At 73.7% G+C, this 23,667-nt stretch carries 22 protein-coding genes; 8 read left to right on the top strand and 14 right to left on the bottom strand.

Translation table 11 applies throughout. The features are described from left to right. Positions 1-35: 35 nt before the first annotated feature. Positions 36-533, bottom strand: coding sequence for a WXG100 family type VII secretion target (locus ACFVXH_RS23330; protein WP_387826805.1), 498 nt, complete (start codon positions 531-533; stop codon positions 36-38). Then, positions 533-835: a WXG100 family type VII secretion target gene (locus ACFVXH_RS23325; protein ID WP_049655551.1), complete on the bottom strand. Its 303-nt coding sequence runs from the start codon at positions 833-835 to the stop codon at positions 533-535. The genes ACFVXH_RS23330 and ACFVXH_RS23325 overlap by 1 nt, the downstream gene beginning before the upstream one ends. Before the next feature lie 240 nt (positions 836-1,075). On the opposite strand from ACFVXH_RS23325, the gene ACFVXH_RS23320 reads away from it, so the two are divergent. Then, a complete protein-coding gene (locus tag ACFVXH_RS23320) occupies positions 1,076-1,711 on the top strand; it encodes a hypothetical protein (RefSeq protein ID WP_049655550.1) in 636 nt (211 codons plus the stop codon). 80 nt (positions 1,712-1,791) lie between these two features. Here the strand turns inward: ACFVXH_RS23320 and ACFVXH_RS23315 are convergent, their stop codons facing one another. Then, positions 1,792-4,530, bottom strand: a complete 2,739-nt coding sequence (locus tag ACFVXH_RS23315; RefSeq protein WP_387826801.1) for a right-handed parallel beta-helix repeat-containing protein — start codon at positions 4,528-4,530, stop codon at positions 1,792-1,794. A 40-nt stretch (positions 4,531-4,570) separates the two neighbouring features. After that, positions 4,571-5,623, bottom strand: coding sequence for a hypothetical protein (locus ACFVXH_RS23310; RefSeq protein ID WP_387826800.1), 1,053 nt, complete (start codon positions 5,621-5,623; stop codon positions 4,571-4,573). A gap of 269 nt (positions 5,624-5,892) precedes the next feature. On the opposite strand from ACFVXH_RS23310, the gene ACFVXH_RS23305 reads away from it, so the two are divergent. Then, positions 5,893-6,624, top strand: a complete 732-nt coding sequence (locus tag ACFVXH_RS23305; RefSeq protein WP_387826797.1) for a LuxR C-terminal-related transcriptional regulator — start codon at positions 5,893-5,895, stop codon at positions 6,622-6,624. Between the two features lie 83 nt (positions 6,625-6,707). Here ACFVXH_RS23305 and ACFVXH_RS23300 read toward each other — a convergent pair whose 3' ends face one another. The 3 genes from ACFVXH_RS23300 to ACFVXH_RS23290 form a co-directional block, all read right to left on the bottom strand. Next, on the bottom strand, positions 6,708-8,045 hold the full coding sequence (locus tag ACFVXH_RS23300; protein ID WP_387826794.1) for an EsaB/YukD family protein: 1,338 nt from the start codon (positions 8,043-8,045) through the stop codon (positions 6,708-6,710). Between the two features lie 78 nt (positions 8,046-8,123). Next, positions 8,124-8,450: a WXG100 family type VII secretion target gene (locus ACFVXH_RS23295; protein WP_049657206.1), complete on the bottom strand. Its 327-nt coding sequence runs from the start codon at positions 8,448-8,450 to the stop codon at positions 8,124-8,126. A 38-nt stretch (positions 8,451-8,488) separates the two neighbouring features. Next, on the bottom strand, positions 8,489-8,845 hold the full coding sequence (locus ACFVXH_RS23290; RefSeq protein ID WP_387826791.1) for a WXG100 family type VII secretion target: 357 nt from the start codon (positions 8,843-8,845) through the stop codon (positions 8,489-8,491). Between the two features lie 355 nt (positions 8,846-9,200). Between ACFVXH_RS23290 and ACFVXH_RS23285 the strand changes: the two genes are divergently transcribed. Continuing rightward, positions 9,201-10,361 carry a serine hydrolase domain-containing protein gene (locus tag ACFVXH_RS23285; protein ID WP_387826788.1) on the top strand — a complete coding sequence of 387 codons (1,161 nt, stop codon included), beginning with the start codon at positions 9,201-9,203 and terminating at the stop codon, positions 10,359-10,361. A 111-nt stretch (positions 10,362-10,472) separates the two neighbouring features. Next, complete coding sequence (locus ACFVXH_RS23280; protein WP_387826785.1) at positions 10,473-11,642, top strand: serine hydrolase domain-containing protein; 1,170 nt, start codon at positions 10,473-10,475, stop codon at positions 11,640-11,642. A gap of 77 nt (positions 11,643-11,719) precedes the next feature. Here ACFVXH_RS23280 and ACFVXH_RS23275 read toward each other — a convergent pair whose 3' ends face one another. From ACFVXH_RS23275 to ACFVXH_RS23265, 3 genes are all read right to left on the bottom strand, one after another. After that, positions 11,720-12,427 carry a response regulator gene (locus ACFVXH_RS23275; protein WP_380779599.1) on the bottom strand — a complete coding sequence of 236 codons (708 nt, stop codon included), beginning with the start codon at positions 12,425-12,427 and terminating at the stop codon, positions 11,720-11,722. Further along, positions 12,424-13,719 (bottom strand): sensor histidine kinase, encoded by a 1,296-nt coding sequence (locus ACFVXH_RS23270; protein ID WP_387826782.1) that lies wholly within the window; start codon positions 13,717-13,719, stop codon positions 12,424-12,426. The genes ACFVXH_RS23275 and ACFVXH_RS23270 overlap by 4 nt, the downstream gene beginning before the upstream one ends. Positions 13,720-14,001: 282 nt before the next feature. Then, entirely contained in the window at positions 14,002-15,228 is a 1,227-nt protein-coding gene (locus ACFVXH_RS23265; RefSeq protein ID WP_387826779.1) for a helix-turn-helix domain-containing protein, read from the bottom strand. Positions 15,229-15,503: 275 nt separating this feature from the next. On the opposite strand from ACFVXH_RS23265, the gene ACFVXH_RS23260 reads away from it, so the two are divergent. Next, a complete protein-coding gene (locus ACFVXH_RS23260; RefSeq protein WP_387826777.1) occupies positions 15,504-16,769 on the top strand; it encodes an Ig-like domain-containing protein in 1,266 nt (421 codons plus the stop codon). Between the two features lie 164 nt (positions 16,770-16,933). Here the strand turns inward: ACFVXH_RS23260 and ACFVXH_RS23255 are convergent, their stop codons facing one another. The 4 genes from ACFVXH_RS23255 to ACFVXH_RS23240 all read right to left on the bottom strand — a co-directional run bounded on the left by ACFVXH_RS23255 (position 16,934) and on the right by ACFVXH_RS23240 (position 20,691). Next, the gene (locus tag ACFVXH_RS23255) at positions 16,934-17,608 is read right to left on the bottom strand and encodes a response regulator (protein WP_387826774.1); all 675 of its coding nucleotides are present in this window, start codon (positions 17,606-17,608) and stop codon (positions 16,934-16,936) included. A gap of 180 nt (positions 17,609-17,788) precedes the next feature. Next, positions 17,789-18,541 carry an ABC transporter permease gene (locus tag ACFVXH_RS23250; RefSeq protein WP_387826771.1) on the bottom strand — a complete coding sequence of 251 codons (753 nt, stop codon included), beginning with the start codon at positions 18,539-18,541 and terminating at the stop codon, positions 17,789-17,791. Further along, positions 18,534-19,436, bottom strand: a complete 903-nt coding sequence (locus ACFVXH_RS23245; RefSeq protein WP_387826768.1) for an ABC transporter ATP-binding protein — start codon at positions 19,434-19,436, stop codon at positions 18,534-18,536. Before ACFVXH_RS23245 ends, ACFVXH_RS23250 begins: the two co-directional genes overlap by 8 nt. 121 nt (positions 19,437-19,557) lie before the next feature. Next, the gene (locus tag ACFVXH_RS23240; RefSeq protein WP_387826765.1) at positions 19,558-20,691 is read right to left on the bottom strand and encodes a sensor histidine kinase; all 1,134 of its coding nucleotides are present in this window, start codon (positions 20,689-20,691) and stop codon (positions 19,558-19,560) included. 537 nt (positions 20,692-21,228) lie between these two features. Between ACFVXH_RS23240 and ACFVXH_RS23235 the strand changes: the two genes are divergently transcribed. The 3 genes from ACFVXH_RS23235 (at position 21,229) to ACFVXH_RS23225 (ending at position 23,647) form a co-directional block, all read left to right on the top strand. Continuing rightward, positions 21,229-21,915 carry a LuxR C-terminal-related transcriptional regulator gene (locus tag ACFVXH_RS23235; protein WP_387826762.1) on the top strand — a complete coding sequence of 229 codons (687 nt, stop codon included), beginning with the start codon at positions 21,229-21,231 and terminating at the stop codon, positions 21,913-21,915. Positions 21,916-22,085: 170 nt separating this feature from the next. After that, entirely contained in the window at positions 22,086-22,832 is a 747-nt protein-coding gene (locus ACFVXH_RS23230; protein ID WP_387826759.1) for a thioesterase II family protein, read from the top strand. Then, positions 22,823-23,647 carry an SDR family oxidoreductase gene (locus ACFVXH_RS23225; RefSeq protein ID WP_387826756.1) on the top strand — a complete coding sequence of 275 codons (825 nt, stop codon included), beginning with the start codon at positions 22,823-22,825 and terminating at the stop codon, positions 23,645-23,647. The genes ACFVXH_RS23230 and ACFVXH_RS23225 overlap by 10 nt, the downstream gene beginning before the upstream one ends. The last annotated feature ends 20 nt before the right edge of the window (positions 23,648-23,667 follow it).

The raw sequence follows: 23,667 nt of genomic DNA, 5'->3' as shown, positions 1-23,667 counted from the left end.
GGGGCGCGCCGGGGCCGGGGCGGGGGTCGGGCGGGTCAGAAGATCTCGGCGACCACGGTGTTGCTCTTGTCGTTGACGAGGTCCTTCGGCGGCGGGTTGTAGGCGTTCGGGTCGCCGGTGCCCGTCGAGGGGGCGCCGATGGCGGCGGTGAGCGGCGCGAAGAGCTTGGTGACGATGAAGTCCTCGGCGTGGTCGTAGTTGGCGGCCGCGCTGCCCACGGCGATCATCAGCCGCTGGAAGACCCCGTCCGCGCCGTCGGGCTTGGCCTTGGTCTTGGTCCCGACCAGTTCCGCCATGCAGGCGTTCCACTGGTCGAAGATCGCTTTGGCCTGGTCCGCGGTCTGTCCCGCCCAGCCCAGCTTGAGGTCGGCGAGGGTCTGCTCGATCGTGACCAGGCTGTCCAGGATGCTGTTCAGGGAGGTCTCGACGGTGGTCTTGGCGGCCGCCATCTCGTGCAGCGGGATGGTGAGCTTGACCGTGTCGTAGTCGGGCGTGGCCGGGGCGGGGGTGCCGGCGCCGGGGTCGACGCTCATCAGGCGCGCACGTTGTTGTAGTTGGCCAGCTCCATGTCGTGGTACATCCGGTAGGCCGACCGCATCCGCCTGGTCATCTCGTCGAGCAGGTTCTGCAGGTCGACCATGTCGTCCTTGTAGACCTTGGTGATGGCGGCGAAGGAGGTGCCGGCCGGGCCGATCCAGCCGGTCTCCAGGGGTGCCAGGGCCGTCGCGATCGCGTCGATCTCCCCCTTGATGTTCTCGCTCTCGGCGCCCAGCGTGCCGGACGCTTCGAGCAGTTGCTGCAGGTCGACCTTGAATTCCTGCAAGGTGTAGGCCACGGCAGGCGCTCCCCGGGGGCTCGTCGTTCGGCCGGTCCGCACCGGTCCGGCCCGGCCCGATCCGCGTACGGCTGGTCCACGTACGCACGTCGGCCCTGCGGAGTCTAGGCAGCGGCCGGACGGGCGGGACAGACCCGCTTTCTGTCCCCCCGGCGTCCCCGAACGGGGACCTCCCGCCCCGGGCGGCCGGTGGGCGAGGATGGCCCTGTTCACTGCCCGCTCCCTGCTCCGGAGGTCCGCGTGGTCGCCCCGATCAACTCCCCGATCTACGTCCCGTCGCCCGAGGACGGCGGCGGCGGAGACCCCAAGCCGGGCGGGGGCGCGGCCGACCCGACCCTGAAGATGCTGTGGGAGAACGGCTACGTCCCGGGCTTCAACGAGGGCTTCACGAACCCCGCCAACGCCCCGTCCGGGACCGGCCCGTCCGGGACCGCCCCCGCGCCGCCCAGCCACGCGTCCTTCTCGGTGGACCTGTCGACGGTCTACTCCGTCATCGTCAGCGGGGCGTCCACCACCTCCGGGGTGGTGGACGCCTACAACGCCCTCAAGGCCAAGGTGGACGCCGTGGTCGCCAGCGGCACCTTCTGGGGCCAGGAGTTCGCCCCCGTCGGGACCTGGTACGACAACTCGGGGATGGCCGGCGGGATGGGCCCGATCGCGCGGACGGGGCCCATCCCGGACAAGGGCGTCCAGAAGGCCGCCCAGAAGTTCGCGCCGATCATCAACCCCGAGCTGCAGACGGCGCTGCGCCAGGTGGCCGACGCCGTCGAGATCTACGGCGTCTACCTGGCCCGGCTGGACCTGGCGGGCCAGGCCTACGCGTCCGCCGACCACGGGTCGATCCTCCCGGAGGTCGCGCCGAGGCCGACGGCCTGACCGGTCGCCGGCGCCGTGCCCCGGGGCGGGGAGCCCCGGGGCGCCGTGCGTCGGACCGCCGTGCCCCGGACCGCCGTACGTCAGACCGCCGCGCTCAACTCCGGCAGGTCCTCCGGCAGGACGGTGGTCAGGTCCTCGGCCGTCGGGGCGTCGAGGTCGGCGATCCGCTGGGCGTGCCGCTCCGTGATCCACTGGAAGACCTGGCGGGCGGTGCGGCCGTTGCCGAAGCCCTCGTCGCGCGGCAGCTCCGTGAAGTACCCGGCCAGCGCGGCCAGGGTCGGCTCCGGCAGGTCGTAGCGGTGCTGCTCGGCCTGGTGGGCGACGATGTCGACCAGCTCCGGGCCGAGGTAGTCGTCGAAGGTCAGCGTGCGGGTGAACCGGGAGGCCAGGCCCGGGTTGGCGTCGATGAAGCGCTGCATGTCCCCGGGGTAGCCGGCCACGATCACCACGACCTCGTCGCGGTGGTCCTCCATCAGCTTGACCAGCGTCGAGATGGCCTCCTGGCCGAAGTCGCCGCCCTGGCCGTGCGGCACCAGCGCGTAGGCCTCGTCGATGAAGAGCACCCCGCCCAGCGCCCGGCGGAACACCGCCGTGGTCTTGGGCGCGGTGTGCCCGACGTACTCGCCGACCAGGTCGCCGCGGTCCGCCTCGACCAGGTGGCCGCTGGAGAGCATGCCCAGCGCGTGCAGGATCCGCCCGTACAGCCGGGCCACGGTGGTCTTGCCGGTGCCCGGGTTCCCCGCGAAGACCACGTGGCGGCTGGTGGGCGGCGGCGGCAGGCCCAGCTCCTTGCGGCGCCGGACCAGCTGCATCAGCTTGACCATGGTCTCGACGTCGCGCTTGACCCGCTCCAGGCCGACCAGCCGGTGCAACTCCCCGAGCAGGGCCGCCAGTTCGGCCTCGGCGCGATCCCGCTCCTCCGTCCCGTCCGCCTCGCCGTCGCCCGCCGGCGCGCCGGCCCCCGCCGTCGCCCCGGCTGTCGCTCCGGCCGTCACTCCCGGCAGCGACCAGGGCCGGGCGATCCCGGCCGGGGTGCCCGGGGCGACCGGCTCGCCGACGGCCGGCAGGGTGGCCTGCTCGACCCGCTCCGTCCGGCAGTCCTCCAGCACGGCGGCGGCCCGCTCGGCCAGCGCGACGTCCTCGGCGGTGTCGTGGACGAGGCAGCGGCGCAGCACCGGATCGGCGCCCGCGCCGACGTACAGGGCCGGGTAGCCGGTCTCGGACAGCGCGCAGTCCTCCAGCAGGCCGTGCGCGCCCTCGTCCAGGTACAGGCCGTTCTTGGCGGTGCGCGCGATCGTGCTCGCCCGCACCCGCGGGTCGGCGCCCGCCCGCACCACGATGCCGCTGCCCGCCGTGTCGGTGATCTCGCAGCCGTCCAGCACGGGGGTGCTCCGCTCGGCGGCGAGCAGGCCGGAGCCGCCGGTGTCGTGGATCCTGACGCGGTTCAGCAGCACGCCGGTGCGCTCGCCGACCTCCACGCCCGCGCCCGCCGTGGCGGCGATCTCGCAGTCCTCCAGCAGCGGGCGGTGGCGGGTGTCCAGGCGTACGCCGACGCCGGTGGCCCGTACGGTGCAGCCGCGCAGCACCGCGTCGGCCCGCTCCTCCACCGAGACCCCGGCCATCCGGGCCTGCTCCACGGTGGTGCCCTCGGCGCTCAGCAGGGAGTTGCCGGTGACCCTGATGCCGTGCTCCGGCGTGCCGTGCAGGCGGCAGTCGGCCAGGTCGGCGGAGCCGCCCTCGCCCAGGTGCAGGCAGCTGAAGCCCGCGTCCGCCACCTCGCTGCCGCTCAGCGCCAGTTCGGCCTCGCCCGCCACGTACACGCCGTTGCCGGTGGCGCGCAGGAAGCCGCCGCCCTCGACCCGCGCCGAGGCGCTCTGGCCCAGGGCCAGCCCGGTGTCGCCGGTGTCGGTGGTGACGGTGTCGTACAGGCGCAGGCGGCTGCGGTCCACGGCCACGATCCCGGCGCCGCCGGTCCGCGAGACCCGGCAGTCCCGCAGCAGCACCCGGGCGTCCTCGTCGGCGAGGACGCCCACGGTGGCGGCGCCCGTGATCTCGCAGTCCGTCAGCACGGTGCCGCCCTCGGCCGGCTCGGCCGACCCGGCCGCGAGCGGCTCGGGGGTGTCGGCCGAGACGTGCAGGCCCGCCGCGTGGTTGCCGTGCAGGCGGCAGGCGCGCAGCACCGGGGCCGCCGCGTCGGCCACCCGGACGGCCGCGCCACCGCTGCCGGTCACCTCGCAGCCCTCGAACGAGCCGCCGCCGGTGCCGCCGACGTACAGGCCCTGGGCGCTGCTCGGGCCGATCCTGGTGCTCCGCACCTCGGGGACGGCGCCCTCGGCGACCAGCAGCCCGACGCCCTCGGTGTCGGCCACCGCGCAGCCCTCGACCACGGCCCGGCTGTCCCCGCCCAGGCGCAGGCCGACGCCGACCGCCCCGCGGACGGCGCAGTCGCGCAGCACCGGCGCGGCCCGCCCGGCCACCTCGACCCGGCCGCCGACCACCTCGCAGTGCTCCAGCACGGGTGCGCCGCCGCCGATCAGCACGGCCGCCTCCCGCGGGTCGGCGCCGCGCAGCAGCAGCCCCCGCACGGTGGGGCTGCCGCCGGCCACGGTGAGCGCGGGCCCGCGCGCCGGGGCGATCGTGACCGTCCCCGGCCCCTCGGCCGCTTCCAGGCTGACCCCGCGCTCCAGCAGCACGCTCTCCGCGTACTCGCCCGGCATCACCGAGACGACCCCGCCGTCGGCGGCCGTGCGCACCGCCGCGCCGATGCTGCGCTGGACGCCCCAGCCCCGCTGGGCGACCTTGACCCACGTCTTGCTCATGCGCGCACCCCTTCGGGGCCTGGTACCGCACCCACAGGGCTCAATTGCAGGTCGCCCGCATCTGGGCGACCGCCAGGTGGGCGTTGGTCTTCGTCTTCCCGTGCCAGTCCAGGCCCCGGCTGTCCAGCTTGATCATCAGCACCCCGGTCGTGGTCTTGAACGTGCCGACGTCCTTCCACTCGCCGAGGTGGCCCCGCTGGTCGACGTCGAAGGCGTTCAGCATCCCGGAGGAGAGGCTGGACGACCCGTAGGCCTCGAAGTGCGCCGGCTCCCCGCCGACGTGCGTGATGTCGCCGTCCTTGGGCGTGTACACCTGGACCTGGCAGGTGGCCGTGCGCAGGCCCGCCGCGCCCGGGGAGAAGGTCCACAGGGCGTAGTTGCTCCGGTCGTCCTCCTTCGCGTCGCCCGACATCGGCATCGCGTCGAACTGGCCCTTGCAGCCGTCCTGCGCCCAGCCGGCGCTGCCCACGCTGACCCAGCCGGCGCTGCCGTTGGAGTACCGGCCGGCCTCGGAGAAGCCCTGGAGGCTGTTGGACGGGCAGCCGTAGCCGGCCACCGCCGTGTAGGCGGCGGACTTGGCCGCCGCCAGGTTGGGCGCCGGGACCGCCGGGGCCGCGGGGGCGGGAGCGGCCGGGGCGGGAGCCGCCTGGTTGTTCTGGGGTACGAGCGGCGCGCCGCCGGCCGGGGCGGGCGCGTTGTTGTTCGAGGGCGCGGGCGCGTTGTCGCCGGGCGCGGGGGCCGGCCGGCCCTGCGGGTTGCCGCCCGAACCGCCGGCACCGGTGTCGGTGTTCGCCAGGGGCGGGGCCGCGTTGCCCGGGGTGCCGGGCGCCGGCTGGCCGGAGCCGGTCGAGGCGCTCGGCGAGGGGGTGGCCGTCACCGGGTGCTCGGCGGACGCCTTCGCCGGCCCGTGCTGACCGCCCTTGGCCAGCATGCCGACGCCGACCGCGCCCGCGCCGACGACGAGCACGGTGAGGCCCACCGCCCAGGCGCGCGGCACCACCTTCGAAGGGCCGCCGTCCCCGCCCCGGACCTCCTTGACGAAGGCCGCCACCATGTTCCGCCGGTCCGTACCGTCCTGCTCGGCCTCAGCCATGATCAACCTCCACGGGCGCGGGCGGGCGCGCGGCCCCCCGACCGAATACGACATGTTCCGGTGCGGGCGCCCGGACGAACAGCCCGTGCCGCTCCGCACACTGATGGTTCGACGGAGCGTGCGCGAGCGGGCGCCGTCGCCGTCTCGCAACCGATCCGAACATCTCAGGCCCCGGCTGCGTAGAACGGAGTGACGGCACGTGACGCAGACCTCCCGACGCGGCTCAGCTGGCGCGACCGCACGGGAGACGGAGAGAGGGAAGGCCGGTTATGCCGACCATAGGCATCGTCGAGGACCACCGCATGACACGCATGGGGATCGAGCAGGTCCTGGCCCGCAGCCCCCGGCTGGAAGTGATCGCCTCGGTGGACACCGTGCACGACCTGGCCGAGAGCGGGCTCCGCCCCGACGTGGTGGTGCTGGACCCCACCCCCTACTCCGGCACGTCCGTCCTGCACGTGATCGGCGCCCTGAGCGCCACCAGCGCGGTCCTGGTCCTCTCGCCGTCGGCCGAGCCCAGGGACCTGCTGACCGCGCTCAAGGCCGGCGCGTACGGCTTCGTCACCAAGCACGCCGACGACACCGAGTTCCTGTCCGCCGTCGAGGCGGTCGCCCGCGGCAGCTTCTACCTCGCGGCGGGCCTGGGCGGCCACCTCCACTCCGAGCTGAGCCGTCGCAGCCCCGGCGAGAGCCAGGGCCTGGCCCGCCGCGAGGTGGAGACGCTGCGGCTGATCGCCCAGGGCTACACCCACGGCCAGATCGCCCGGCTGATGGCGCTCAGCGAAGCCACCGTCAACACCTACGTGAAGCGGATCCGGGCCAAGCTCAACGCCGGCAACAAGGCGGAGCTGACCCGCAAGGCGATCGAACTGGGCTACGTCGACGAGACCGGCCCCGAGCCGGCGGCCTCTCCCGGCCCGACGGCTCCCGCCGCGGTGGCGGACCCCCTCCGGTTCGGCGTCCCGGCGCAGCTGAGGGTCCACCAGCTCAGCGGGCGCTAGGCCGTCCGACCGGCCGTCCGACCGGCCGCCCGGGACCGGCCGGGGCAGGACCGGGCGGCGGTCCGCCCGGCAGGCCGTCCGGCTCACAGGTGGTGTCCGAACGCGGCGAGGTTCTGGAACACGCCGAACACCCCGAGCGCCAGCGGCACCGCGGCCACCCCGCAGAGCGTGCCCAGCACGTTCAGCGCCGGCGGCCGCGCGGCCTCGCGGGCCGCCGTACGGCGGAAGGACAGCGCCACCCCGGTGCCCGCCATCAGCACCCCGACCACGCAGAGCGCCACCGGGCCGACCCAGCCGGGAGCCGCCATCGCCTCGGGCGCGAACAGCAGGGTGGTGGCCAGGCCGACCGCGCCGGCCACCACCACGGGGGCCGCCTCGGCGAGCAGCCGGAAGGTTCCCGCCCGCAGCAGCGCGGCGACCGCCAGGCAGCCCGCCAGCGCCGGCGGGTAGCCGCCGTGCGCCGAGCCCAGCACGGCCAGCGCGACGGCCAGCAGCAGGGAGACCGCGGCGGTCCAGCAGAGCAGCAGGGTCCGCGCCCGGTGCACCATCACGCGGACCGCGCCGTCCTCCGACCCGCGCTCGGTGGGCCACAGCGCGGCCAGCTGGCCGGCCAGCCAGGGCGCGATCAGCAGCATCCCGTAGCCGACCACGGCCACCGCGGCCGCGCCCTGGGCGAGGTCCGCGTGCACCGCCTCCAGCAGTCCCACCACGGCCGCCCCGGCCACGCCGAACAGCAGCACGGCGGCGGCGACCACCGAGGGCGCCGCCCAGAGCGCGGCCCCGGCGCCGACCATCGCCCCCAGCGCCGCCGCGGTGGCGTTGCCGTCCACGGGGTCGGGCAGGAACCAGCCGGCCACCGCCGCGCAGGGCACGGCGGCCAGCGCGATCGGCAGGCCCAGCCGGGACGGCAGGTCCAGGGTGGAACGGCCCAGCAGCCAGCCGGTGATGACCAGGACGAACGCGGCGCCGACCGCCACCGGGCCGGCCACCGCCCCGGACCAGCCGCCGCGCGAGGCGGCCGTCACGCAGGCGGCGGCCAGGCCGAGCGCGCCCAGGACCGTCGCGCAGACCGCGCGGGCGCGCGAGGTCCAGCGCAGGTCGCCGAAGGAGTCGGCGACGTCCGCGACCAGCTCGTCGACGTCACGGACCAGCGGTTCCTCGAACTCGCCCTCGGCGGCGTCCCGCAGGTACAGCAGCTGGCCGTCCTGCACCCCGGCCTCGCGCAGCGAGGAGACGGGATGGAGCGTCGGCCCGCCCGGCACCGCCAGCGACCACGCCGCCGGCAGCGCCTCCAGCTCCTCCTGGCCGACCAGCCGGGCCAGCGTCGTGACGTATTCCGCGATCGGGGCGGCGGCGGGGACCGCGAGGTCCACCCGCTTGTGTTCGCCGACCACTGTCACTCGGCAGTGCCCGTCAGCCATGCGTAGCTCTCTTGCCCTCGTTCATGCGGAATGTCGTACGAATGGCGGCCGACCGCGACGGCGGCGGCGGCCCCGGCCTCAGCGCCGGCCGGCGGTGTTGTTCCAGGTCTGCGAGTTGGCCCACTCGGCGCTGCTGTAGTTCGCCCAGTTGACGTTCATGGCGTGCGCGATCTGGCCGAGCACGCCGTCGGGGCCGAACAGCCCCTCGGCCGCGATGTTCCACTCGGCCTGGAGCCCCTGGTAGTAGCCGGAGGCCGCGCCCTGCCAGAGCTCCGGCAGCTGGTTCAGGTACATGGCCAGCTCGTGCAGCTGCTGGGCGATGTCGGCCGCCTGCGCGTTGAGGTAGGGGCCGGCGTGCTCCAGGTCCTGCTGGACGCTGATCGGGACGGCGTCGGAGAAACTCATCGCGGTGCTCCTGGGAGGGGGTGGGGAGGGACGCGGCGTCAGAACTTGGCGGCGGGCAGCGTCACCTTGCGGAGGTTGGCGAGGTTCGCCTGCTCCGACTCGACGTAGTTGACGTAGTTGCCGCGCAGCCCGGAGGCGATGTCGGTGAGCGCGTCGTGCATCATGCGCGCGTAGATGTCGTAGTCGGCCATCAGCACCTCGAAGGCGCCGTGCGCCGAGCCCTGCCAGCAGCCGCTCAGCCCCGCGACGTACGTCCGGAGCGTGGCGATCTTGGTGTCGATCTCGCCGGCCTGGTTGGTCACGTAGACGGACGCCGCGGAGACGTCGTCGGGCGTGACCTTGTAGCCGCTCATCGACGGACCGCCACTGCCCGTGGTGTTGCCCGGCGTCGTCATCCCTGGCCCCTTCGACGTCTGCTGACGGAGAGCGAGCGGCGGCCGGCCGCCACCCGTCGGGGCGCGGCCGCGAGCACCACGCCCGGATTGTCGCCGCCAGCCTCCCCCACCACCCCGGGACGCCTCCAGTCACCGTTTCGGATGTCCCTCGCCCCCGCTCCGTCCCCGCCCCGCCGCGGCCTCGCCCCCTCCCCGCCGCGGCCCCGGCCGGGAGCCCGGTCCCGGCCGGGGCGGCTCCCGGGAGCCCGCTCCCGGGTGCGCTCTCGTCCTGGGAACCGATGAACTCCCTTGCCCCTGAATGGTCTTCTTGCCGCAGGCCGGGAATCCCCGGCGCCAACCACCAGAGGGGACCCCCGTGTACGAGCACGCACCGCACCACCGCCTTCCGCTCCGCCGCCGCAACGGCCGGCACCGGGTGGCGGTGGCCGTGGCGGCGGCCGCCGCCGTGGCCGCCGGCGTCCTGGCACCGACCGCGGCGTTCGCGGGCGGCAGGCCCGACAGCGTCCAGTCGAGCCTGGACACCCTGTCCAAGGACGACGGCGTGCCCGCCGCGCTGGCCGCCGTCAAGGGCCGAGACGGCCGCACCCGCACCTACACCGCCGGCGTCGGCGACCTCGCCACCGGGGCCAAGGTCCCCACGGACGGCCAGATACGGATCGGCAGCAACACCAAGCCCTTCACCGCGGTCGTCGTCCTCCAGCTCGTCGCCGAAGGAAAGGTGGGCCTGGACTCGCCCGTCGAGACCTACCTGCCGGGCCTGCTGCGCGGCGACGGCATCGACGGGCACGGCATCACCGTCCGCCAGCTGCTCCAGCACACCAGCGGCCTGCCCGAGTACGTGGACAAGGGCGCCATCCTCGCCAACCCGAACCGGTACTACGAACCGCGCGAGCTCCTCGACGCGGCCCTGGCCCAGAAGGCCCACTTCGCCCCGGGTGCGCGGTGGGAGTACAACAACACCAACTACCTGGTGGCCGGCCTGATCATCCAGAAGGTCACCGGGCGGCCGCTCGGCGAGGAGATCAACCGGCGCGTCGTCGACCGCATCGGCCTGCGCCACACCTACTTCCCCACCCCCGGCGACACCACCATCCGCGAGGCCCACCCCAAGGGCTACCACCAGGAAGCCGACGGCTCGTTCCGCGAATACACGGACCTGGACCCGTCCTGGGGCTGGGCGGCGGGCGCCGTCGTCTCCACCACGAGCGACCTCAGCCGCTTCTACGCCGCGCTCCTCGGCGGCCGGCTCCTGCCCGCGGCGCAGCTCGCCGAGATGCGCACTACCGTCCCCGCCGACTCGGTGGGTCCCGGCGTCCGCTACGGGCTGGGCCTGATGAGCAACCCGCTGTCCTGCGGCGGCCTGTACTGGGGCCACCTCGGGACCATCCCGGGCTACTTCAGCTCCGGGGGCGCCACCGACGACGGCCGCGCCGCCGGCGTCGCGGTGACCATGATCCCGGGCGACGCGGCCGAGCAGCACGTCAAGGCCGCGGTGGACACGGCCCTCTGCCGCTGACCCGGTCCGAGCGTCCGCACCGGCACGACCACGACCAGCGGGTTCCGCGCGCCTCGGCGCGCGGAACCCGCCCGCCCCGCCAATTCCCGCCTCCAGCAGAGGAGTTCCTCCATGAACGAGCGCGTACAGCACAACCGAACCCATCGCGGACGCCGTGGCCGGCACCGGGTGGTGGCGGCCGTGGCGACCGTCACCGCCGTGGCCGCCGGCGTCCTGGCACCGACCACGGCGTTCGCCGGCGGCAGGCCCGACGTCGTCCAACAGAGCCTGGACGCCCTGGTCAAGGACGACGGCCTGCCCGCCGCCCTGGCCGCCGTCAAGGGCCGAGACGGCCGCACCCGCACCTACACCGCCGGCGTCGGCGACCTCGCCACCGGGGCCAAGGTCCCCACGGACGGCCAGATACGCGCCGGCAGCAACACCAAGACCTTCACCGCCGTCGTCGTCCTCCAGCTCGTCGCCGAAGGAAAGGTGGGCCTGGACTCCCCCATCGAGACCTACCTGCCGGGCCTGCTGCGCGGCGACGGCATCGACGGACGCGAGATCACCGTCCGCCAACTGCTCCAGCACACCAGCGGCCTGCCCGACTACATGGAGGCCCCCGAGCTCTCGGACTTCACCACGGTGCAGTACCGCTACTTCGAGCCCCGCGACCTCCTCGACGGCGCCCTCGCCCAGAAGGCCCTCTTCCCCGCCGGTACCGGCTGGGCATACAGCAACACCAACTACATCGTCGCCGGACTCCTCGTCCAGAAGATCACCGGACGGCCCGTCGGCGAGGAGATCACCAAGCGCGTCATCGACCGCATCGGCCTGCGCCACACCTACTTCCCCGCCGTCGGTGACACCACCGTCCACGAGGCCCACCCCCACGGCTACCTCCCCAGCACACCGGGCGCGCCCCGGTTCGACTACACCGAGATGGACTCCTCGATGGCCTGGGCGACGGGGGCGATCGTCTCGACCAACACCGACCTCAACACGTTCTTCACCGCGCTCCTCGGCGGCCGGCTCCTGCCCCCGGCGCAGCTCGCCGAGATGCGCACCACCGTCCCCGCCGATCTGATCGGCCAGGGGATCCGCTACGGACTGGGCCTGCAGAGCAGGCCGCTCTCCTGCGGCGGCCTCGTCTGGGGCCACGGCGGCACCGCCCCCGGCTACCGGACCCGCGGCGGCGTCACCGAGGACGGTCGCGCCGCCACCATCACCGTCACCACCGTTCCGGGCGAGGTCGGCGCGCAGCACATGACGGACGCCCTGGACGCGGCCCTCTGCCGCTGACCCGGGCCTCGGGCCGGCCCCCTGCCCACGCCGGGGGCCGGCCCGACCCCGCTCGCTTCCGCCTGGTCCGACCCGCTTCAGCCCGCCGGGTTCGCGGACCGGGCCTCGACCAGACCGGACTCGTAGGCCGCGATGACCGCCTGGGCACGGTCGCGGACGCTCAGCTTGGCGAAGACGCTGGTGATGTAGTTCTTGACCGTGGAGACGCTGATGCCCATCGCCGAGGCGATCTCGGCGTTGTCGAGGCCGGTGGCCAGCAGGTGCCACACCTCGATCTCGCGGGGCGTCAGTTCGCCCGGAGCGGACACCGGCACCGGCGCCGACACCGGCGGCCGCGGCAGGCGGGGCGAGGTGACGTAGGTGGAGATCAGCCGGGTGAGCAGGCGCGGCGCCACCACCGCCTCCCCGCCGTGCACCGTCCGCACGGCCGCCGAAAGCTCCTCCGGGGAGACGTCCTTGGGCAGGAACCCGGAGGCGCCGGCGCGCAGGGCGGCGACCACGTACTCGTCCATGTCGAAGGTGCTCAACGCCAGGACCCGGCACGCGGGCAGCTCCTGGGAGAGCCGCTCGGTCGCCTGGACCCCGTCGAGGACCGGCATCCGGATGTCCATCACCACGACGTCGGGCCGGTGCTGGTGCGCGAGATCCACCGCCCGCTGCCCGTTGTCCGCCTCGGCCACCACCTCGAACGCCGGGTCGGGGGCCAGGATCAGCGCCAGGCCTCGCCGCACCAGCGGCTGGTCGTCCGCGATCAGCACCCTGATCCGCTCCGTGGTTCCCGTCATCCGAGCCGTTCCTCTCCGTCCGCCGGCGCCACCGGCAGACTGGCCACCACCCGGAAGCCACCACCGTCGATGCCCCCGGCCACCATGCTGCCGCCCTGCAGCGCGACGCGCTCGCGCATGCCCATCAGACCGTACCCGGTGCGGCCGGCCCGCGGTCCGGGCGCACCGCCCGCGCCCACCAGGGCGTCCGCCGGGGAGTCGGGCGGCGCGGCGATGCCGTTGTCGGACACCTCGACGGTGACGCGGTCCGGGTGGTAGGTCAGCCGGACCCTCGCCCGGGCGGCCCGGCCCGCGTGCTTGCGGGTGTTGGTGAGGGCCTCCTGGACGATCCGGAACACCGCCAGGCCGGCGCTCGGCGGCAGCGGGCGCTCCTCCCCCAGGACGGCGAAGTCGGTGGGCAGGCCGGCCCTGCGGGACTCCTCGACGAGCTGTCCGAGCTGCCCGACCCCGGGTTGCGGCGCGGACGGCGCCTCACCCGACGCCCCGCCCGGAGCCTTGCCCGGAGCCCGGTCCGCCCCGTCCGGCTCGTCGTCGGCCCGCAGCACGTCGAGCAGGTGGCGCATCTCGCGCAGCGCCATCCGGCCGGAGCCCTCCAGGGTGACCAGGGCCTCGCGCACCACCTCGGTGTCACCGCCGAGGTTGGCCCTGGCACCGGCGGCCATCAGCTGCATGGTGGTGATGTGGTGGGCGACGATGTCGTGCAGCTCCCGCGCGATGCGGCGCCGTTCCTGCGCCACCGCGCGGTCGGCCAGCAGCCTTCGCCTGACCTCCACCTCGCGCTGCCACCACGTCAGCCCCTCGGCCGTGACGACGACCAGCGCCGCGGCGACCACGTTGCCCGCCACGTCCCCCACCGCGGGCGGCAGCGGATACCCCCGGCCCACCAGCGGTACGGCGGCCGCCACGAGGCCGGCCGGCACGGCCACCGCGACGCCGCGGGACCGGGCCACGGCGAACAGCGCGACGCAGAGCGTGCCGGTGAAGTGCGGCGGCATCGACACACTCAGGTTCAGCGCCAGGCCGAGGACCAGCACCCCCGCCAGCGAGGCCAGCGGGTGGCGGCGCCTGGTGAGCAGCGGCACGGCCGCCAGTACCAGCAGGACCAGCGCGGTCGCGGCGATCGGCGGTCTTCCGTCCGAGCCGCCGATCGTGTAGCCGAGGAGGTCCAGGACGGCCACCCCGACGGCCACCAGCGCGTCACCGGCCGTCCAGGGCAGGCCGGCGCCGCTCGGCTCCGGCGCCGGCCGCAGTGGCAGTGGCAGTGGCAGCAGTGGCCCGTGGTGCGTCGACATGCTGTGGCGCTCCTCTCTACGGCCGGTCGGCCGCCCCGGGCCTCGCCGGTCCACCGAGACCGCCGCCCGTGGGCCGTCCCCTCGCGGCGGCCCGCGGCCCGGGGAGCGCTCCGGCGTCCCCGGTCGATCCTCCCAGCGGCCCCCGGCCCCGGGCAGGCTCCCGGGACCGATCCCGGACCGGGCCCCTGGTCCTGGCCGGGGCCGTACCCCGGGGCCCCGGTCCTGATCGCGTTCCCGCCCTTGTTCCCGCCCCCGGCGCCGCCGTCGGCGCCGTCGGCGCCGTTACTGCCGGGCCGGGGCCTGCTCCCAGGCCTGCCCGCCCGCCGGGTAGGCGTACAGCGGCCGGTCCTTCACCGCGCTGGTGCGGAACGGGGTGCCGTGGCCGAGGTCGACGGGCAGCATCCCCTTCCGGTTGCCGCTGGTCCACTCCAGTTCCAGGTACCAGCTGACGTCGTGGGTGGTGGTCTCGGCGGTGACCTCGATGACCGCCGGTTCGCTCTGGGTCACGACCACCGGCAGGCTGCCGCTGCCGTCGGCCACGACCGGGACGGGGCGGGCCGCGTCCAGGTCGATGCGGTAGGAGCGGGCGCCGACTCCACCGGCGCAGCCCTCGCCCATGGAGTAGGCGTTCCAGGCGAGCGGGGCCGCGACCCGGGTGACCCGGACGTTGAGACCCGTCAGCAGCACGGTGTCCCAGCCGGTGCCCTGCACGGTGAGCTTGACCGACCGGGAGTGGCCCGGCACCGCGCCGACCTGGGAGGCCCAGCCCGCCGCCTCCGGCACGGCGGGCGGTCGGGGGACCTCGGACGGCGGGCGGTTGACGACGTACTGGTCGCACTTGGCGTCCCAGCCGGACGGGTGGACGGCGACGCTGATCGGTGCGCTGGTGCTCGGGTCCGCCCCGCCGGTCGCCCCGGACGGGCTCGCCCCGGCAGCGGCGACGGCGACGGCGGCCGCGGACAGCTGCGGGGACAGGGACGGGGGCACGGACGGGGCCGGGGATCCGGCGGACGACCCGGCGTCGGCGGCCCGGGCCGGGTCGGTCTCCCCGTCCGGACGGAGCCTCAGACCGGTGGCGACGACCCCGACGGCGACCAGCAGCGCGATGACCGTCACCGCGGCGAGGACGCCCCGGCCGCGGGTGCGCCGCCGCGGCGGCACCGTGGGGGCGCGGTCCGGGACGGGCTCCGGTGCCGGGGCCGCCTCCGGTACCGCGGTCGCGGGCGGTGCGGGTGCCACCGGCTCAGGGGCGGCGGTCGGCCTGTTCCCACGCGTCGCACGGACGACGACCCACAACCGGTACAGCTCGACACGTTCCTGCGGCGTCGCCTCGCACACCCGCGAGAAGTGGTCCAGCGGGGCGAACTCCGTCGGCATCACATCGCCGTTGCAGTAGCGGTGCAGGGCCGACGTGCTCAGGTGCAGCCGCTTCGCCAGCGCTCCGTAACTGAGCCCCGACCGGCTCTTCAGCTCCTGCAGCAGCCGGGCGACCTCGTCCGTCTCCCTCAACTTCCCGATTCCCTTCGGCACTGTTCCTTCACCCGCCCCCGGCAGTCGGGCTCGGCACCGTCACGTCCCCCGACGGGTGTGGCGCGGGCTCCGGCAGACAAGCACGCGGCACGCCGTCCCACGGTTCCGCCATCCCGCGAACGCGTCCCAGGAAGCTTACGTCTTCCCAGCTCAGAGCAGGTACGGGCGTCCCCGGGTCCCTGATCGCCGGCTCACCGTTGTGGCCGGGACGAGCGGCCGGACAAGCTGGCGACCAACACCGAGAAGGAGCACCTGTGAGCACTGTTCGGGCGGCCCGTTCCGCCATACGCACCACCGACCGTTTCAACCGCGGCGCGGTGGCACTGACGATGGGCGGGGTCCTGCTGATGACCGCGGCCTGCGGTGACGAGCAGGGCAAGGACGGTGAAGCGGCCGGCCCGGCGGGCGCCTCCGCCACCACCGCCCCCGGCGCCACCGGGGACGGGAACGCGAGCACGACCACCTCGAAGACGTCCGCCGCCGTGCTGGACGTCGAGCCGAAGGACGGCGCCCGCGGCGTCGCGCCGAACGCCCTGCGGGTGTCCGTCTCCAAGGGCAGGCTCACCACCGTCGACGTGACCGACAAGGACGGCAAGCCCGTCCAGGGCTCGATCACCCCGGACGGCACCGGCTGGAAGCCCGCCGCCGCGCTCACCCCCGGCACGGCGTACACGGTGAACGCCCAGGCCGCGGACGCCGACGGCCTGGTGGCCGCGTCCACCTCCGCCTTCACCACGCTCACGCCCGAGAAGCAGGTGTCCACCAACGACAACATCGGCGACGGCCAGACGTACGGCGTGGGCATGATCGTCAAGGTGGACTTCAGCACGAAGGTCGTGAACAAGGACGCCGTCGCCAAGGCGATCACCTTCGAGACGGACAACGGCACCGAGGTGAAGGGCCACTGGTTCGACGACAACCGGCTGGACTTCCGCCCGGCCGACTACTGGAAGCCGGGCACCAGGGTGACCATCCACTACCGGCTGAAGAACGTCGAGGTCGCCCCGGGCGTGTGGGGCGACGTCGACAAGGACGAGCCGTTCAGCATCGGCCGCTCCCAGATCTCCACCGCCGACGCCGCCACGCACCAGATGACGGTCGTCCGGGACGGCAAGAGCACCACCGTGCCCGCCACGCTCGGCGACGCGAAGCACCCGTCGTGGGGCGGCACCATGGTGATCATGTCCAAGGAGAAGGTCACCCACATGAACTCCCAGACCGTCGGCCTGGGCAACGAGTACGACATCCCCGCCGTCCCGCACGCGATGCGGCTGACCAGGAGCGGCACCTACCTCCACGGCAACTACTGGTACGAGGGCGACCCCTTCGGCAAGGCGAACACCAGCCACGGCTGCGTCGCGCTCAAGGACACCGAGGGCGGCAGCGACACCTCCAGCGCGGGGGCGTTCTTCAACAGCTCGCTGATCGGCGACGTCGTCACGATCGTGAACACCAAGGAGAAGACCGTCGCCCCCGACAACGGCCTGGGCGGCTGGAACCTCCCCTGGGCGAACTGGTAGCCCCCACCCGCCCCGGCCGGCTCCGGAAGCCGACGGACTGCCACCGACCGCGACAGCGACAGCGGACCCGCCGTGCAAGAGGCCCCCGGGCCCCTCCTCACCACGGCGGCTCCGCCACGCCCGGGTACGGCCTCGGGCAGGCGTCAGGCGTCAGGCGTCAGGCGTCAGGCGGGCATGCCCGGCTCGGCGAGACCGCTCTCGTAGGCGATGATGACCAGTTGGGCCCGGTCGCGGACGTTCAGCTTGGCCAGAAGGCTGCTCACATGCGTCTTCACGGTAGGCAGGCTGATCACCAGCCGCTGGGCGATCTCGGCGTTCGACAGCCCGTTCGCGATCAGCACGAGCACCTCCTGCTCCCGCCTGGTGAGCCCGACGAGCCGCGGGGCCGGCCGCGCCGTCGGCCGGGTGCGGGAGACGGTCTCGATGAGGCGGCGTGTGACCGTGGGCGCCAGGACGGCCTCGCCGGTGGCGATGACGCGGATGCCGGCGACCAGGTCCGAGGGCGAGGCGTCCTTCAGCATGAATCCGCTCGCGCCCGCCTGGAGGGCCGGGTAGACGTACTCGTCCATGTCGAACATCGTCAGGGCCAGCACCCGTACGTCGGCCATGGTCTCGTCGGAGCAGATCTCCCGGGTGGCCGCGATGCCGTCCATGACGGGCATCCGCAGGTCCATCAGGACGACGTCGGGCCTGAGCTCCCGGGCGAGTTCCACCGCCCGGGCGCCGTCACCGGCCTCGCCGACGGTCTCCATCCCCGGTGTCGAGTCGACGAGGACACGGAAGCTCCCGCGCAACAGCGCCTGATCGTCCGCGATCAGCACCCGGACCGCCTCGGCCATCCCGCATTCCCCGCAAACTGCTCATCGAGCCCTCGAAGTCCGCGATTCTAGCAGCAGCGCCTGTTCCGTCTCCTCAACTGCCTTTGGACATAAGCCCTGTTGAGGGCGGTCGGCCGGGGCCGGAGCACGCCGGCCGGCCGCGCCCGTCACGCGACGTCGAGTCCCTCCCCGCCCGTCCCGTCAACCGTCCCAACGCCGGTGGCGCAGCCAGCCGGCCGCCAGTGCCACGACGGTCCACGCGAGGAGGACGGCGAACCCGGTGAGCGCGTCGTCCGAGCCGACCGTGAGCATCCGCATGCCGGCCCGGTCGGGGAGGTACCGGACCATCTCCTTGGTCGCGCCGATGGTGGACAGGATCTGGGAGCCGGCGAGCACCATCGGGAGCAGGACGGCCAGCGGGACGACGGCGCCGCGGGCCGTCGAGGCCACGCCCGCCGCGAACAGGCTCATCATCGTCAGATAGACCACGGCGCCGGCGAGGGCGCGGGGGACACCACTCGTGTCGATGCCGGCGCCGTGGGGACCGAGGGCGAACTGCGTGAGCAGGTAGCCGAGGACGGTGACGGGGATCGCGACGGCCACCGCGGCGGCGGCGGTGACGGCCGCCTTCGCCAGGTAGAGCCGCCCGCGCCGGGGCACGGCGAGCAGCGAGACCCGCATCATGCCGGACGAGTACTCGCTCGAGACGAGGAGCACGGCGAACACGATCAGCGCCGGCTGGCCGTAGAGGACTCCGTCCATGCCGGTCTGCTCGGGGGTGAAGTCGGAGCGGAGCAGGGGGTTGTCGGACTCGATCGCCTTCCTCGCGGACCAGCCGCCCAGGGCGGAGAGGAAGAGGCTGGCGGGGGCGAACAGCAGCAGCGCGACGAACGTGCCGCGGACGCCGCGCAGTTTGGTGAACTCGGCCCGCATGGCCGCGGCCGTCTCAGACACGGGTGCTGCTCCCTTCGGGGCCGGTGAGCTTGAGGAAGGTGTCCTCGAGCGATCCCGTGTGGGTGCTCAGCTCTTCGAGCGGGAGGTCGCCCGCCGCGGCCAGCCGGTTGATCTCGGCCGCCGTCATGCCGTCGACCTCCAGGCTGCCGTCGTGCGCGAGGCTCAGCGAGGCGCCGTTCCGTTCCAGTTCCCGGTGCAGGCGCAGGGGTTCGGAGGTCCGCACCCGCACGTAGGTCCGTGCGTGGCGCCGGATGAACTCCTCCGTGCCGGTCTGGGTAAGCAGTCGTCCGCGGCCGATGACGACCAGGTCGTCCGCGACCACGGACATCTCGGCCATCAAGTGGCTGGAGACGAGGACGGTCCGGCCCTCGGCGGCCATCGAGCGCAGCAGGTCGCGCAGCCATCGGATGCCCTCGGCGTCCAGGCCGTTGACCGGCTCGTCGAGCACCAGGACGGGCGGGTCGCCGAGCAGGGCCGCGGCCAGGCCGAGCCGCTGTCCCATGCCGAGGGAGAACGTGCCGACCCGCCGCCGGGCCGCTCCGGTCAGGCCGACCGCCTCCAGGACCTCCGCGACCCGTCGCCGGTCGATCCGGTTGCTCTGCGCGATCCAGCGCAGATGGTCGGCGGCGGTCAGGCCGCGGTGCGCGACCGCCGTCTCCAGCAGGGCGCCGACCTGCCGGGCGGGGTACGTCAGTTCGTGATAGGGGCGGCCGCCGATGAGGGCGGTTCCGGCATCCGGGCGGGTGAGGCCGAGGATCATGCGCATCGTCGTGGACTTCCCGGCCCCGTTGGGGCCCAGGAATCCGGTGACGGCGCCCGGCCGCACCGTGCAGGTGAGGCCTGCCACGACGGTGGTCTCCCCGTACCGCTTGGTCAGGTTCTGGACTTCGATCACGGGACGAGTCTCGTCGGGCCGGCCAGCCGGCCGCATCGGTCCGGGGTCGGGATTCCGCGGCGGCCCGCGCGGGCCGAACCCATACCTGCGGATGAGTCCGGCACCCGGGAACGGGTCGGGCTCAGTACGGCAGTGTCACCACGATCCGAAAGCCGCCGCCCGGCCGCGGCCCGGCGCCGAAGGTGCCGCTGTGCGCGGCGACCCGCTCCTTCATCCCGACCAGGCCCATCCCCCCGCCGGGCACGGTGGGCCGATGCCCGGGCCCGGGGCCCTCGTCGGTGATGTCGATCGTCAACGTGCCCTGGACGGCCGCGATCCGGACCCGGCAGCGGGTGGGCGCGGCATGCTTGACGACGTTGGTCAGGGCCTCCTGGACGATCCGGAACACGGACAGCGCGACACCGTTCGGGGGCTGCTCCTCGTACTCGCTCCGCAGGTCGACGCGGACTCCGGCGGCCTCGGCCGTGCGCACCAGGGCCGGCAGGTCCGTCAGCCCCTGGACCGGCCGCAGGTCGCCGGCGCCGCCGTCCTGCTCGCGGCGCAGCACCTTGAGGGTGGCCCGCATGTCACGCAGCGCCCGGCGGCTGATGTCCTCGATCACCGCCAGGGCTTCCCGCGCCTCCTCGGGGCGGGTGGCGTCCACGTGGTTGGCGACGCTCGCCTTGATCGCGATCACGCCCACGCTGTGGGTGACGACGTCGTGGATGTCACGGGCGATGCGCAGGCGTTCCTCGGCCTTCGCCTGCTCGGCCGCGTGCTCGATGGCGCGCCGCAGGCTCTCCCGCCGTTCCCTGACCGCGGCCCCCGTCGCCCAGGTGGCGCCGAGGACGAGCACTCCGAGCACGACCTGTACGGCCCTGCTCCCGCCCTGGTACCCCTGCCCTCCCGACACCGTCATCAGGACCGCGCCGGCCGTGCACAGCCCGGCGACGAGGGCCACGGAAAGCCCCGGTCGCCCCCTCCTGGTGGTGGCCACCAGGTACAGGGCGTAGGCGGCGGCGAGGAAGGGGGTCGGCCCGACCCCGGCGACCAGCGCCACCCAGGCGGCGGTGAACGCGACCGCGAACACCGGGACCGGCCACAGCCTCCGTACGACCAGCGGCAGCGCGGTGCCCAGGGACAGCAGCCACACGGCGGTGGCGCTCACCTCGCCGCCGTCGGCCGGACGCAGCACCGACACCTGCGGGAGGATCACGAACCCGAGCGCGGCCAGCACGTCCAGTGTGATCAGGCACCGACGAGGAGCATTACCCATGTGCCGAACGTAGGGGGCCGGTTCGAGGCGCGTCCAGTACGGGCGTGGGTCAAGGCCCGTATGTACGGCGATCGCCCCGCGGGTGTGCTGTCGCCCGCCGACTGCCGGGCCAATTGGTCCGCACCATAGGCCTGTCGACAATTCCCCCCTGTCACTGGATAAACATCCGTTCCTCGGGAAACAGCCGTCACCTCTCCGTTTCGGCCACCGTCCGTCGCGTCCGCGCGGCGCCCGGAACGGAGGGAGAGCGTCCGGCGGCGGGGGCGCGCCGGGCCCGGGGCCGCTGGGGCCACGGGCTCACCCGCCGGTCCGGGGGGCCGTCGGCGTCCGCGCGCCGCACCCCTCCGGCGAAGACATACCGATGACCGGATAGTCACTCATGAAGCGGAACGGTCTCTTTCACTTGACAGCGGAACTTGCGTTCCGATCATTCGCCTACCCATACTCGCTTGAGCACCGGACCGGCCTTTCTCCTGCAAAGAATGACGCACCGAAGAAAGACGAGCCGTACGACGTGCCAAACGGGGGACGTGCAATATGGGGATCAACCTGTTCATCATCAGCGACAATCCGGTTTCACTCGCCGGACTGGAGACAATCATCGAACAGGATGACAGATTCACGCTCGTCGGCCGGGCCTTGGGCGTCCTCGACGGCATGCGATGGCTCGAGAACAGCGAATTACAGCCGCACGTGGTCATCCTGGGTGAGCCGTCCTCGAAGAGGTCGATCTACGAGAACGCCCAGCAGATCGTCTCGACATACCGTCGCCACCAGACCAGGCCCAAAATGATGGTGGTGTCGCAGAACGACGACGACGACGCCGTCTTCACCGCCCTGCGGGTCGGGGTCAGCGGGTACCTCTCGCACATGAGGTCCTCCGAGGAACTCCTCCACTCCATCGAGATCGTGGCCAAGGGGGGCGCCGTCTTCAGCCGGACCATCGCCTCCCGGCTCAGCCTGCATTTCTCCACCGTGCGGATCCTGCCGGAGACGACCGGGCTGTCCGAACTGACCAGCAGGGAACTCGAGATCCTGGAACTGGTCGCCGGCGGACTGAGCAACCACCAGATCGCCCGTCGGATCTTCCTGGCGGAAAAGACCGTACGCAATTACGTCTCGCGGATCTTCGCGAAACTGGAGGTGCACGACCGGGCCTCCGCCGCCGTGCTGGCCCGCGACGCCGGTCTCGGAAAGGAGACACGGGAAGTCCGCACCGCGTAGCACGAGTTCGTATCAGGCATGGCATGACATCTGCCGAACGCGCCTGACCCGCAGGAAGAAGCTCCGGTTGGAGCGGGTGACCGACGACGGCCCCGCCGAGCCGGGGCTTCGGCGTGCCATGCCCGAAATCAGCATTCCGGCCCCATCGGAACACAAGGAGTGAACGAGTCGTGTCCCCCACCGAGTTGCCCCTCGTCTGCCTTCCCTTCGCGGGCAGCGGAGCCGGGTTCTACCGCGCCTGGAACGTCGCACCGCCCGGCCTCAAGGTCGTACCCCTCCAACTTCCCGGCCGCGAGGAGCTGTTCCTGGAGGAGCCGTTCACCGACGCGTCGGAGGCCGCCGCCGTCCTCGCCCCGCGAATACTGGAACTCGTGGGCGGCGAGGCGCCGTTCGCGCTCTTCGGGCACAGCCTGGGTGCCGTCCTCGCGTACGAGCTGGCCCGCGAGCTGGGCGGACGCTCCGGACTCCGCCACCTCTTCGTGAGCGGATCCCCCGGCCCCGGCAGCGGGCGCGAGCGGCGGGCGACCGGGCTGGACGACGAGGAGTTCCTGGCCCGCGTCGGCGAGTTCGCCGGCTACCGGCACGCGGCCTTCGACGACCCCGACCTGCGGGATCTGCTCCTGCCCCTGCTGCGCGCCGACGTGGCGATGCACGAGGACTACGTCCCCGCCTCCGACACCCCGCTGCCGCTCCCGGTCACCTCGCTGCGCGGCGCCGACGACGGGCTCGTCTCCCGGACGCAGGCCGAGGAGTGGCGGAGCACCACCGGGGCGTCCTTCGACTACCGGGAACTGCCCGGCAGCCACATGTACCTGGTCGACTCCCCGGAGGTGCTGCTGACCACGGTCGCGCAGGTACTCTCCGACGGCGGCGCCGCCCCGGCCGACGCCGACCGCGGAGGGTCGCCGTGCAGCTGAAGGGCAAGACGGCCGTGATCACGGGGGCGGCGCGCGGGCTCGGCCGCGCCTGTGCCGTCCGCTTCGCGGCGGAGGGCGCCGACCTGCTGCTGCTCGACATCGCCGACGACCTCCCCGGCGTGGGCTACCCCATGGGCTCGGCCGCCCAGCTCGCGCACACGGCCGACCTGTGCGCGCGGCACGGCGTCACGGTGCTCCCGGCCCACTGCGACGTGCGCGACCTCCGAAGGGTCACCTCAGTCGTGGCGGAGTGCCTCGACCGGTTCGGACGGCTGGACGTCCTGGTCAACGGCGCGGGGATCGCCGCGCCCTCCGGCCGCAGGGTCCACGAGATCACCGAGGACGAGTGGTCGCTCATGCTGGACGTCGACCTGTCGGGCGCCTGGCGGATGACCAAGGCCGTGGTTCCGGTGATGATCGAGCAGCGCTCGGGAAGCATCATCAACATCGCCTCGACGGCCGGTCTCGTGGGCTACCGGCACTTCGCCGGCTACGTCGCCGCCAAGCACGGCATGATCGGCCTGACCAAGGCGGCGGCACTGGACTACGCGCCGCACCGCGTCCGGGTGAACGCGCTCTGCCCCGGCTCCGTCCGGGACGACCCGCTGGTCGAGGGCCGGATGCTCTCCGAGATAGCGCGCTCGCTCGACGTCCGCGTCGACGAACACGAGGAGGTGTTCGTCCAGGCCCAGCCGATGAACGCCCTCATCGAGCCCCCGGACGTCGCCGGTGCGGCCCTCTGGCTGGCGGGCGACGACTCGCGCCAGGTGACCGGCAGTGTGCTCACGGTCGACGGCGGCTTCAGCGCCCGGTGACCGTGCCCGCCCGCCCCCCT

It is taken from the genome of Kitasatospora sp. NPDC058184, assembly GCF_042883725.1.
GTDB lineage: Bacteria > Actinomycetota > Actinomycetes > Streptomycetales > Streptomycetaceae > Kitasatospora.
Note: the sequence above shows the minus strand (reverse complement) of the source record. Positions and strands in the feature narration are given on the sequence as shown.

Bases quoted from the DNA above. Each gene is read 5' to 3' on its own strand.
- ACFVXH_RS23270 (WP_387826782.1), bottom strand. From the start codon at position 13,719: ATGTCGACGCACCACGGGCCACTGCTGCCACTGCCACTGCCACTGCGG.
- ACFVXH_RS23300 (WP_387826794.1), bottom strand. From the start codon at position 8,045: ATGGCTGACGGGCACTGCCGAGTGACAGTGGTCGGCGAACACAAGCGG.
- ACFVXH_RS23305 (WP_387826797.1), top strand. From the start codon at position 5,893: ATGCCGACCATAGGCATCGTCGAGGACCACCGCATGACACGCATGGGG.
- ACFVXH_RS23275 (WP_380779599.1), bottom strand. From the start codon at position 12,427: ATGACGGGAACCACGGAGCGGATCAGGGTGCTGATCGCGGACGACCAG.
- ACFVXH_RS23330 (WP_387826805.1), bottom strand. From the start codon at position 533: ATGAGCGTCGACCCCGGCGCCGGCACCCCCGCCCCGGCCACGCCCGAC.
- ACFVXH_RS23290 (WP_387826791.1), bottom strand. From the start codon at position 8,845: ATGACGACGCCGGGCAACACCACGGGCAGTGGCGGTCCGTCGATGAGC.
- ACFVXH_RS23310 (WP_387826800.1), bottom strand. From the start codon at position 5,623: ATGGCTGAGGCCGAGCAGGACGGTACGGACCGGCGGAACATGGTGGCG.
- ACFVXH_RS23235 (WP_387826762.1), top strand. From the start codon at position 21,229: ATGGGGATCAACCTGTTCATCATCAGCGACAATCCGGTTTCACTCGCC.
- ACFVXH_RS23255 (WP_387826774.1), bottom strand. From the start codon at position 17,608: ATGGCCGAGGCGGTCCGGGTGCTGATCGCGGACGATCAGGCGCTGTTG.
- ACFVXH_RS23240 (WP_387826765.1), bottom strand. From the start codon at position 20,691: ATGGGTAATGCTCCTCGTCGGTGCCTGATCACACTGGACGTGCTGGCC.
- ACFVXH_RS23280 (WP_387826785.1), top strand. From the start codon at position 10,473: ATGAACGAGCGCGTACAGCACAACCGAACCCATCGCGGACGCCGTGGC.
- ACFVXH_RS23295 (WP_049657206.1), bottom strand. From the start codon at position 8,450: ATGAGTTTCTCCGACGCCGTCCCGATCAGCGTCCAGCAGGACCTGGAG.
- ACFVXH_RS23315 (WP_387826801.1), bottom strand. From the start codon at position 4,530: ATGAGCAAGACGTGGGTCAAGGTCGCCCAGCGGGGCTGGGGCGTCCAG.